General features: G+C 57.0%; 7 protein-coding genes. 5 read left to right on the top strand and 2 right to left on the bottom strand.

All coding sequences use genetic code 11. The features are described from left to right. Nucleotides 1-209: 209 nt before the first annotated feature. The 5 genes from FE784_RS26960 (at nt 210) to FE784_RS26940 (ending at nt 7,773) form a co-directional block, all read left to right on the top strand. Complete coding sequence (locus FE784_RS26960) at nt 210-1,103, top strand: ABC transporter permease (RefSeq protein ID WP_246132201.1); 894 nt, start codon at nt 210-212, stop codon at nt 1,101-1,103. 13 nt (nt 1,104-1,116) lie between these two features. After that, entirely contained in the window at nt 1,117-2,004 is an 888-nt protein-coding gene (locus FE784_RS26955) for a carbohydrate ABC transporter permease (protein WP_139605360.1), read from the top strand. Between the two features lie 1,140 nt (nt 2,005-3,144). Continuing rightward, nucleotides 3,145-4,779: a type 2 periplasmic-binding domain-containing protein gene (locus FE784_RS26950; protein ID WP_139605359.1), complete on the top strand. Its 1,635-nt coding sequence runs from the start codon at nt 3,145-3,147 to the stop codon at nt 4,777-4,779. Between the two features lie 104 nt (nt 4,780-4,883). Then, nucleotides 4,884-5,909 carry a ComEC/Rec2 family competence protein gene (locus FE784_RS26945; protein ID WP_176706542.1) on the top strand — a complete coding sequence of 342 codons (1,026 nt, stop codon included), beginning with the start codon at nt 4,884-4,886 and terminating at the stop codon, nt 5,907-5,909. Nucleotides 5,910-5,928: 19 nt separating this feature from the next. Next, nucleotides 5,929-7,773, top strand: a complete 1,845-nt coding sequence (locus FE784_RS26940; protein ID WP_139605357.1) for a right-handed parallel beta-helix repeat-containing protein — start codon at nt 5,929-5,931, stop codon at nt 7,771-7,773. A gap of 94 nt (nt 7,774-7,867) precedes the next feature. On the opposite strand, the gene FE784_RS26935 is transcribed toward FE784_RS26940, so the two are convergent. Both FE784_RS26935 and FE784_RS26930 read right to left on the bottom strand, forming a co-directional pair. After that, nucleotides 7,868-9,196 (bottom strand): ABC transporter substrate-binding protein, encoded by a 1,329-nt coding sequence (locus FE784_RS26935; RefSeq protein WP_139605356.1) that lies wholly within the window; start codon nt 9,194-9,196, stop codon nt 7,868-7,870. 19 nt (nt 9,197-9,215) lie between these two features. After that, nucleotides 9,216-11,762, bottom strand: coding sequence for a glycosylhydrolase-like jelly roll fold domain-containing protein (locus FE784_RS26930; protein WP_139605355.1), 2,547 nt, complete (start codon nt 11,760-11,762; stop codon nt 9,216-9,218). Nucleotides 11,763-11,776 lie beyond the last annotated feature (14 nt).

The following is an 11,776-nucleotide window of genomic DNA, read 5'->3' as shown; positions in this document are numbered from 1 at the left end:
AAACATGCTTTTTTTTAGGTTGTTATCTTTTTTTAAGCCCGGACAATGAGCCGCCAATGAACGAAAGAAGTGTAAATACCTTTTCCGCGGGCGCTCTGCTATGCTCCGGGAAGAACAGAACGAAAGCAGGTGGTGGGGTTTTGTCCAAGCAAGCTTCCTTGCCGGCGGCAGCCAAGGACGCCGGAATCAAGCCGAGCCGATCGGCGGTCATGAGAAGGATTCGCAAAAACTGGGATTTGTATTTATTGATCGCGCCGGTCATCGCCTTCTTTATTATTTTCGAATACGTGCCGATGTACGGGGTGCAGATCGCCTTCAAAAATTTCATCGCCACCAAAGGCATCTGGGGCAGCCCCTGGGTCGGGTTTCGCCACTTCGAGCGTTTCTTCGAAAGCTATTATTTTTGGAGGCTGCTCAAAAATACGCTCGGCATCGGGCTGTACCAGCTGTTCGTCGGGTTCCCGGTTCCGATCGTGCTCGCCCTTATGATCAATGAGGTGCGGTCGAAAAAATTCAGCCGGTTCGTGCAAACGGTTACGTATGCGCCGCATTTTTTGTCCACGGTCGTCATGGTCGGCATTCTGATGATTTTCCTCTCGCCGCAAACCGGGCTGCTGAACAATGTTATCACCTGGATTCGCGGGGAACCGATCGAATTTCTGACCGAGCCGGCCTGGTTCAAAAGCATCTACGTCTTGTCGGGCGTATGGCAGCAGATGGGATGGAGCTCGATCATTTATCTCGCCGCCTTGACCGGCATCGATCCGCAGCAGCACGAGGCGGCCCGGGTGGACGGGGCGAACCGCTGGCAGCGCATCTGGCATATCAACCTGCCGGGCATTATGCCGACGATTACGATTTTGCTCATTCTGAATATGGGCTCCCTGCTCAGCGTCGGCTTCGAGAAGGTGTTCCTGATGCAAAACTCGCTGAATATGCAGGCATCGGATATCATCTCCACCCACGTGTACCGCAAAGGCATTATCGACGGGCAGTACAGCTATTCGGCTGCGGTCGGACTGTTCAATTCAATCGTCAATTTCATCCTGCTGGTGGTCGTCAACCGGATCGCCCGCAAAGTCAACGACACAAGCTTGTGGTAGGAGGTGATGCGGTATGAACCAACAACAGAGCACCGGCGACAAGCTGTTCGACTGGGCCGTCCATGCCGCGTTGGCGCTCATATGCGTCATCGTCCTGTATCCGCTCGTCTTCGTCCTCGTCGCTTCGTTCAGCAGTCCCGAAGCGGTCATGCGCGGCGAAGTATGGCTGTGGCCGAAAAACGTCACGCTGGTCGGATACCAGAAAATTTTCCAAAACAGCGAGATTTTATCCGGATATATGAACACGATTCTATACACCTTGGTCGGCACCGCCATCAATCTGGTCATGTCCGTCGCCGCGGCGTACCCGCTCTCGCGCAAAGACTTCTACGGCCGCAACGTAATCGCGGCGATGATGGTATTCACGATGTTTTTCAGCGGGGGCATGGTCCCGACGTACTTGCTGGTGAAAAATCTCGGCATGCTCAACACGATGTGGGCGCTCATTATTCCGGGAGCCGTGTCGGTGTACAACATTTTGATCATGCGCACCTTTTTCCAGAGCGGCATCCCTTACGAGATGCAGGAAGCGGCCGCGATCGACGGCTGCTCCAACCTGTCCACGCTGGCGAGAATCGTGCTGCCGCTGTCGATGCCGATTATCGCGGTCATGATCCTGTTCTACAGCGTCGGACACTGGAACGCCTACTTCAGCGCGCTCATGTATTTGACCGATCGCGACAAGTATCCGCTCCAGCTGTTTCTGCGGGAAATTCTCATTCAGGGACAAATGCAGGAGATGCTCGGCATCGGCGACGATTCCCACGCGAGAAGCGTCATGGAAGGCGAAGCGATCAAATACGCCGTCGTCATCGTGGCCAATTTGCCGGTGCTGCTGCTGTATCCGTTCCTGCAAAAATATTTCGTCAAAGGCGTCATGATCGGGGCGATTAAAGGATGATGGCGCCGTTAGACCCGGGGTCCCCGAGAAGTATTCGGTATAAGCTTCGAAGGCACTTTTCACTTTTTTGGGGTGAAGATCCGGGGTTTCCGGAAAGTACTCGATATAAGCTTCGAAGGCACTTTTCACTTTTCGGGGTGAAGATCCGGGGTTTCCGGAAAGCACTCGGAATAAACTTCGAAGACTCTCTTCACTTTTTGGGGTGAAAGTTTGGGGCGATTAAAGATTAAGGTCACGAGACGTTCACGGGATGAAGGAACGGCTGCGCGTCGGGTACGGGCGTCGTCGGGCGGGGCGAACGTTTGGCGGCGTTAGGCAGACCCATGCTCCTTCCACATTACCATATAAAGCATATCCCGCTTTTGCCGGCCAACTTCCCTCCCACCGAGCCATTAACATCGATTCCAGCACTATTCGGCGCTCGGGGGCAAGTTTTCGCGTGGATAAGGCTGGTTTGAACACTATTACTCCGGAGCTGGCCCATTTTCTTGGCCCCACGCCCATCAGCCGAGCAAATAACATCGATTCCAGCACTATTCGGCGCTCGGGGGCAAGTTTTCGCGTGGATAAGGCTGGTTTGAACACTATTACTCCGAGTGCCGTCTATTTTGCCCAAAGAGCTGCCAGCCTGGCGTCAATGAGACGGACCATAAGTAAGGTTCGCCCTCAAACGTGCCATCGTCAGTTCAATCGCTATCGTCTATGGCTTCGCGGAACTTCCTGTTCCGCTATTCGATAAATTCGGCCCTAAAAACGGCCGTAAAGGAACAATCGGTTCCGCTATCGCCCGCAAATCCGACAAAAATGAACGATCGTCGTGAAAGAAAGGAACTCCTTGTTCCGTATTGCCCGGTCTTCGGGCGGCTCTGGGCGAATAGCGGAACTTTCCCTTCCGCTTGACGGGGCATGCCCCATTTTTTTCGCAAGCAGAACACCACGTGTACCTGCTGCACTATTCTCGTTCAGGATGGACGCTTTGCATCACGGAGGCGTCCGGTATCCGGACCGCAGCATCTCTGCTTGGCTCCAAACCGAGCCATCGCTAGACGATGCACAGGTAAGCGCTTTATTCACTCGGCTATTGAGGGCGGAGCCCTATTAGCGCATAATGACAATGGAGAAAAGGGAGGACATGCATCCATGAACACAAAACGGTGGATCGCGATGACCGCGACCGTGGCGGTAGCGGGCAGCTTGCTGGCGGCCTGCGGCAGCGACGGGAAGACCGCAACAAACGAGTCCGGCAAGGAAAGCGCGGCGAAGGAGGTCGCCAACCTGAACCCGGCGGGAATGCCGATCGTGAAGGAGCCGATCTCGCTCACCTTTTTTACGGGCAAAGCGGCGACCAACGGCAACAACTTCGAGGAAACGCTCGTATGGAAGGAATACGCCAAGAAGTCCAACATGAATATCAAGTTCCAGCTCGTGCCGTTCGAGAACTTGACCGAGAAGCGCAATTTGGCGCTGGCCGGCGGAGACTATCCCGATGCGTTCTATTCCGCGCGGGTCCCGGCTTCCGACCTGATGAAATACGGATCTCAGGGAACGTTCATCAAGCTGAACGACCTGATCGACAAATATGCCCCCAACTTCAAGAAGCTGATGGACAAATATCCGGATTTGAAAAAAGGGCTGACGATGCCGGACGGCAACATTTACTCGTTCCCGTCGTTTTACAGCCCTGACTTTTTGCCGATGCTCATCGGTACGCCGCTATGGGTGAAGCAGGAATGGCTCGACAAGCTGGGCATGAAGGAGCCGACGACGACCGAGGAGCTGTACCAGTATTTGAAGGCGGTCAAGCAAACCGACCTGAACGGAAACGGACAGGCGGACGAAATCCCTTATGCCGGAGAAGGCATCAATCCGCTGATCGAGCAGGTCAGAGGCGCATGGGGCTTCGGCAACCGCGGCCTCGGGCACAAATTCGTCGACGTCGACCCGAAGACGAACGATCTGCGCTTTTTCCGCACCGACCCGAAATACAAAGAAGTGATCGAGTACGTTCGCAAGCTGTATACCGAAGGGCTGATCGATAAAGAAATATTTACGATCAAGACGAGCGCCCTGTACGCGAAAGGCCAAAAAGGCGTATTCGGAGCGACGATCAACCCGAACCCGACCACCCAGCTGAACCAGGCCGGCTATTTCGGACTCGGCGCGCTGAAAGGGCCTCAGGGCGACCAGCTGTACTCCCATGTCAAAGTACCGGCCGTATGGCCCGGGGCGTTCGTCATCACGGACAAGAACAAGCATCCCGAAGCGACGGTCCGCTGGATCGACCATTTCTTCGGCGACGAAGGGGCTACGTTCTACTTCATGGGCATCGAAGGCCAGACGTACAAAAAAACCGCGGACGGCAAGCTCGAATTCGTGGACGAAATTACGAAAAACCCGAGCGGTCTGACGATGGACCAGGCTTTGGCCAAATACATTACTTGGCTCGGCGGAAGCTACCCCGGCTATGTGCAGGAGAAATATTTCAAAGGGTCGGAGACGCTGCCCGAATCGGTCGCCGTCGGCAAGAAAGCCCAGCCGCACGCGATCAAGGAGCTGTGGAACAACTTCAACTTCACGGAAGAAGAGACCGAATTCCGCTCCACGGTAGGCTCGGACATCCAGACGTACATCGGCGAGATGGAAGCGAAGTTCATCACCGGCTCGCAGCCGATGTCCGAGTGGGACAAATACGTCGCGACCGTGCAAAAAATGGGTCAAGACCCATACATGAAAACGTACAAGCAAGCGTACGAGCGCTACAAAAACAGCAAGTAAACCCGATGCCGCCGGCAGCAGCAAGTATACTTCAGGAGGGTGCGGCCACATTCGCCCTCCTGTTTCTTCACGCCCGCATCGCGAAACGAAAGGAGGCGCCAACCATGTTTTTCAAGTCATGCCGCACCGCCGCCGTCAAATCATGGAGTATGATCGCGGTTCTTTCCTCGCTGCTGGCCGGGTGCACCGGAGCCGCTTCCGAACCCGGACTGACCGCGAACGCGCCTGCGCCCGTCCAGGAAACGCCAAAGACGGCCGCACAGCGGACGGATCAAATATTCGACAACAATGCTTACAAAGGCAAGCTGACGATCCGCTATTTCCATCTGGCCGGGGAAAACTTGACCGGGGACAGCTTCCTGATCCAATCGCCGGACGGCAAAACGATGCTGGTCGACGCCGGTCTGCCCGAGGTCGGCAGCCAAGTCGTAGCCTATTTGAAGAAGCTCGGCATCCCGTCGCTGGATATCGCCTTGAACACGCATCCGCATATCGATCATATCGGCGGCTACGCGACGATAGCGAAGGAAATTCCGATCAAGCAGTTTTACATGGAAAATCTGCCCTATCCGAAATCTTCGGCCTACAACAATGCGATAGCCGCGATCGATGCGAACAACGTGCCGAAGAAAACGCTGGAGGAAGGCGACATGTTTCAGCTCGGCGACAGCGTCCGCTTCGAGGTGCTGAACCCGCCGAAGGGCGAGCTGCCGGATGCGGTGAAAGCGTTCTCCGCCCAGGAGCTGAACGATTATTCGATGGTGCTGCGGATGACGTATGGCGACCGGACGTTTCTGTTCACGGCCGACATCTACAAGCACCGCGAAATCGAGCTGTCCGCCTCGCCCTGGAAAGACAAGCTGAAGGTCGACATGATGGACATCCCGCACCACGGCAGCGAGTCTACCTCTTCCTCCGAGGCGTTCCTGCAAGCCGTGTCGCCGAAAATCGTCGTCATGAGCCAAAACGTGTTTCAAAGCCCGAACTTGAAGGAACGGCTCGAGAAAAAGGGCGCAAACGTATATTCCACGGGACTGCACGGCAACATCTTGCTCCATTCCGACGGCAAAACGATCGAGGTCGTCACGGAAAAAGACTGGGCGCCTCCCAAAACCGCGGAGAAGAAGTGACCATAAGGAGGAATGTGTAATGACAGAGCGACAAAAGCCGGGCCGTACGATCAGCAGAAGAAAGCTGCTTGCCGCCTTGGGCATGACGGGTGTGGCGATGGCCGCCGGAAGCGGCATCTTCCGTTCGGATACCGCGGTATCCGCTCAATCGGTATCCGACGCCGTTTACAAGGATAAAGGCAAGGAAAAGGACAAGGAGAACGGCAAGCTGCAAACGCTGCTCGCCGAATCGCTTCCCTTCTGCAACGTGAAAGATTTCGGCGCGGCCGGAGACGGCACGACGGACGATACGGCCGCCATACAAGCCGCTTTGAATGAATCGCTGCAGGGCGGACGCTCGCACGTACTCATCCCGAAGGGCACTTATAAAGTCATCGATACGCTCAGAATTTACAGGAACACGCGGCTCACGCTGGACCCGGGCGCGAAAATTTTGCGCTGCCACGACTACTCGTTCCTGGTCAACGGCGACAACGGCTCGACGTACCAAGGCTACGAGGGACACGGCAATATCGTCATCGAGGGGGGCGTCTGGGAAGGCAATATTTTGCTCTATCCCGACGCCTATAACGGCTTCGGCTTGGCCAGAGGCCGCAACATCGTCGTGCGGAATACCGAGCTTCGCGATATCGTCTCCAATCACGGTATCGACATGAACGCCTGCGACAACGTATGGATCGAAAATTGCCGGTTTCTCGGATACCGGGACGGCACGCCGGACCAATCCCGCGACTATCCGGAAGCGATCCAGCTCGCCAATCATACGCAGGCCGGCTTCTCCCAATGGGGCGCCTTTGACGGTACGCCTTGCACGAATATCGTCATCCGCGACTGCTACTTCGGCGCCAGCGGAACGGCGGGCACCCAGGCATGGCCCAGCGGCGTGGGCAACCATTACGCCGTCTACGATTCGTTCAACTCCAACATCAAAATCGCCGGCAATACGTTCGAAGGGATGACGTTCGCGGGCGTGCGCAGCTTCAAATTCGCCGATCTGCTCGTGTCCGGCAACACGTTCTCCGGCTGCAAGCGAGGCATCATGCTGTCCAACCCGGCGGGCAACACGGAGTCGTCCAAGGACGCGGCCGGCAATCAGACCGGACTCCCCCAATCTTCGAGAAACGTGATCATTTCGGACAATATATTCAAAGCGACGCTCGCCGAAAACATTTACTGCGTCGGCTGGCCGAAAGACAACGCCGTCTACGCCAAGGTCGAGTCGGTGACGATTACCGGCAATACGTTCGAGCAGGCCGTTACGACGAGCAGCAATATAACGATGCGCTGGACGAACAACTTGACCGTGACCGGCAATGTGTTCCGGAACGTGTACCGCGGAATATGGCTGTCTTACGTTAGCCGAGCTAACATCGGCGACAACCACTTTCAGGATACCAAGACGGAAGCGGTATACTCCGAAGAGCCCGATGCCGATTACAAAAACAAAGGCCATACGGCCCATATCAACATCCATCACAATCAGATCGAGCGCTGCGGCAGAACCGGAATCTATATCCAGAGTATGGACCGGTTCCAGGTCAAAGACAACTTCATCGCTTCCCCGGCTACGGAAACCGACAATACGCGGCACGGCATTACGGTGGCCAATTCGGCGAAAAACGGAACGGTCGCGGGCAACCGCATCACGAAAGCCCCGTCCGGCAATCAAAACCAATACGGCATCAACGTCACCTCGACATGCAGCAACGTGCAAATAACCGACAATAACGCGGAAGGCAAAACGGCCCCCGTATCGGTCCAAGGCGCGTCGAACTTCGACGGCATCTACATCCATGCTCCGAACGGAACGAGGTACAAAATGACGATCGGCAATGACGGTTTGCCGGTCTATACCCCGGGCTGAGAGAACGGCCCGCAACTGCAAGAAACGAAACAAGGGAGGAAAGCGCTACACCTTGCGCCTTTCTCCCTTGTTCTTTCTATAAATCTATATTGAGCTATTTGGCCGCTTCGGCGATCTTCTTGGCGGTTTCTTCTTCCGTCGCGCGGAATACGGTATTGGCGTCGCCGGTCTGAATCACCTTCGGAACCGCTTTCGCATAAGGGGTGAGCAGCAAGCTTTCGAAGCGCGTCTTGGCCGGAATCGCGGCGAACTTGTTGTAGAAAGCCGCTTGCAGCCGTTTCTCTTTAAAGGCGCTCTCCTGTCCGTACAGCTTATGGATCGCTTCGTCCTTGAGCACGGTCATGACGCCTTTTCGGCTGAGCTGCTTCTGCATATCTTCCGAGATAAGATATTCGATGACGTTCATTGCCTGCTCCTTCTGCTTGGACATGCTCGTGACCGTAAAGTAGGTCGGATACGCCTGCGAGCCGGTATTCGGCAGCTTCTCGAAGGTGGGCAGCGACACCATATCCCAATTCATGCTCTTGAACTCCTCGGGGTATACGAAGATGATCGAGGAGAGCCAGGCGAACATGCCGACCTCTTTTTCCTTGAGAAATTCATCGCGGTACGGGATAACGTTTTTGTGCGCTTCCATGTACTCCTTGTAGCCGGGAGCCTGCGCCGGACCGACGAAGACGGTGTCGAAAAACTGTTTCCACCTCTCGTCGCTCGCGATCGTCGGCGAGCTTTTGGCCGGATCGACGAACGGGATGGACAGCTGGTTCATGAGCAGCATATGCGTCTGCGAGGAGGATAGCCCGATATACTGCTTGCCATCGTGACGAGTCAGCTTCTCCGCCAGCTTGTTCGTCTCGGTCCAGGTCATGCCGTCCTTAGGGTACGGCACCCCGAACCGGTCGAACACGTCCTTGTTGTAATAAAGCACCATATTGTTGTTGAACACGGGAATGCCGTATACTTTGGCCGGGTCGATCAGCTTGACGGAGTCGGCGACGGTCGGCTCCATCTTGGAGAAATTGACGCCGCGCGCTTTCATCAGCTCGGTCATGTCGTACTGCAGGCTGCTGTCCGCAAGCGTCGAGGCGAAGCCGCCGATCGAATCCCAGTACAGGTCGATCGTCTCGCCGTTCGTCAGCAGCTCCTTGAGCCCGACTTCCTTCGTCTTCTGGATGTATTTGATCGTGTAGTTGGGGAATTTCTGCTTAAGCGCGTTGCCGAACCGGTCGTTCCAGCTTTCGACGGAATCCCCGCTGTTGGAATAGACGACCAGGCTTGCCGGTTCGTCCGCCTTCGCGGCCGCTTGCTTGCCCGGCGCTTCCCCGGTGCCGGCGCTTCCTCCTCCTCCGGAGCAGGCCGTGACAAAGACCAGGCTGAAACCGGCCGCCACGGCAAATACTTTGCGTGTTCCTTTAAGACTCATATTAATCCCCCCATGATTATTATGAATTCGCGACCGTAATGGTTATCGGTCCGATCAGGCCGGAAGGAAGGCTTTCGCCGTCGAGCCGGTTGGCCAGACTGTTCGTGACGGCTACGGCAAGCTCGTTCGCGCCCTGACGCACGTAAGGTCTTATATCGATGACGTATGGCGCCCACATCGCGACTCCCGCCGCTTGCCCGTTGACCCGCACCTCGGCGATTTCATGCACTTCTCCAAGGTTCAGCAGCAGCCTTTTTCCCGCTCCCGGCTCATCCAGCCCGAACGAACAGCGGTACACCGCCGTACCCGATATGTGCTCCAAGCCCGGCCGCTCCGTCCAAGAGCCCAATCCTGCGACATCGCCCGGAAAATCGGGAGCCTCCGCTCGCCAGCCTTCGGTCAAAAGAAGCTCGCGTCCCGAAGCTGCCGGAGCAGGACCTGCATCGTCCTCTCCAGCCTGCCCCACTCCGTCCGGATCGATCCGGTACACGACGCTCTGTCTTCGTTCCAGGACAACTCCAATATCCGACCCCGCTTCCGCTCGGCGCGTATCCGCCGGATGTATTTCTCCGCTCCACGCATTCCAGAGCTCGACCCGGCCGGATACGGGAACCGTGACGCGACCTTCGTAGCCGCCTTCGCCTTCGTTAACCAGCACGAGAACATGCTGGCCCTCCTTGACGAGAAGGCTGGCGCGGATATCGGCGCTCGGCGGATGCATCCGAACGACTCTCGGCGTGCTTTCGTCCAGCGCGGCGACGATGTGCTCCGCCTCCGCGATGTGCCGCGTGAAGGGCAGCAAGCGGGACGCTTCACCGGCTTCGTCCAGAACGATTACCGTTCCCCCCGAGTCCCGGAATCGATTAACCGCTTCATACGTTTCCTGCTCCCACACGCCGCCGTTCTCCACTGCCAGCACGGTATAGGTTTGGCCGGCAATCCGGATCGCTCCGTTCCGTATGTCGGCAATGCCGGACAGCAGTCTTTCCTCCAAATAATTGAATTCGATCTGGTGCTCGTAAAGCGGTTTCACGATTTTCCAAGGCAGCCAATCTTCACGGCAAAGCACGGCGACCGGCGTCACGTTGCGGCTGTCGGTCATGAGCCAGCACATTCGCTTCATATAATCGACGAACGGCTTGTAATGCGGCCACCAAATATTGTTCGGCCCTACGTCCGGCGGCCGCTCCTTGTAACGGAGAGGTCCGCCGACGGAATAATAGAAAGCGTGCGGCACCAGCATGTTGACTCCGCGTACGAACAGCCAATCGAGATACCATTTCATGTCGTCTGCGGTCAGCGCCCAGCCGTTTCCTTTCCCGCATACGCCCAGCACCTCGTTCAAATTCCGGCGCCTGCCCCGGTGTCTGGCCGCGTCCGAGGAGCATTTGGCCATCGTGCTGTGCCGCCCCTCCAGCGCAAGCCCGTCCTCAGGCCCGACCCAGCGCCACACGACATCCTGCCCGGGAATGTGGAAATGGTCCTGGAGGCCGATATCGTCGCTCGCCGCCGGATGGCCGGTGAAGGCGATGCCGTGCCGCGTGCACCAGTCGGCCAGCGGCTCGTAATAGGCGAAGGACAGCCGCTTGCGCACGGCTCTGCGATATTTGGCGCGAACGTCTCCGGACGTCTCCGCTTCCAGCCACAGCAGCGGCAGATCGGTTTCCCTTAGCCCTTCCTCAAGAAAGAGATCCAGAAAGCTTCCGGTCCACGGCACGAGTCCTTTCTTATGCCTGCGGCCGAGCATATCCGGTTCGTCCGTGAAGAACGCTTGGACCGTATTGCCGAAATAGCGCGCCAGCCGCCCGTAATACCGTTCGTGGGTAATCCGGATAAATTTGGCGGTAGCGGCGGGGTTCAACAAGTCGGCGGCCGCCGGCGCATCCGGCTGACCGTCATCCTCTCCTGCGTGGATGCCCCGGATCGTCCCCCGGGAGTTCGTTTCGATGAACAGGACAATCGACCATCTGCCGGAATCCGGAGGCTCGAACGATACCGCGCCGCCAGCCGGCTGCACGACGACCGCCGAATCGGGATCGGCCGCCTTTTCCCCCGTCTTGCGGATCGCCTGCGCCGAGACGAGCGTGTCCCCCCGCTCCAGCGCGGAAGCCAGGAGCACCGGCTCGTTACAGTCGAATTCGGCCATTTTCAAGCCTCGGCTCGCGAATTCGGGATTGCCTTCGACAACGAGACCGTTGGCCGAACCGGACGGGTACATCGCCTCGTCGTACAAAAAGACGGTCATCCCGCGGCGGGAAGCTTCCCGGACGGCGGCTTCGACCAGATCCATGAAGCGGTCCGACAAATACGGGATCTCTTCGGGAATGCCCATCCGGGGATGGATGACGAAGCCCATGACGCCTTTCTCCGCAAAGCTGCCGATCTGTCCGAGCAGCTCCACCTCGTCAAGCGCGTCGTTCCAAAACCAGAACGGGATCGGCGTATACTCGTCGGAAGGCGTTATGAATTGCCGTTCAAACGTCCGATCGATCGTCTGTATCTTCTCTTGTCCGGCCGTCCGGTCAATCGTCCGCTCAAGCGTTTGCTCGACTTCCCTCTCGCCCATCGACGCTCCCCCTC

Source organism: Paenibacillus hemerocallicola (genome assembly GCF_006265175.1).
Classification (GTDB): Bacteria; Bacillota; Bacilli; order Paenibacillales; family NBRC-103111; genus Paenibacillus_AB; species Paenibacillus_AB hemerocallicola.
Note: the sequence above shows the minus strand (reverse complement) of the source record. Positions and strands in the feature narration are given on the sequence as shown.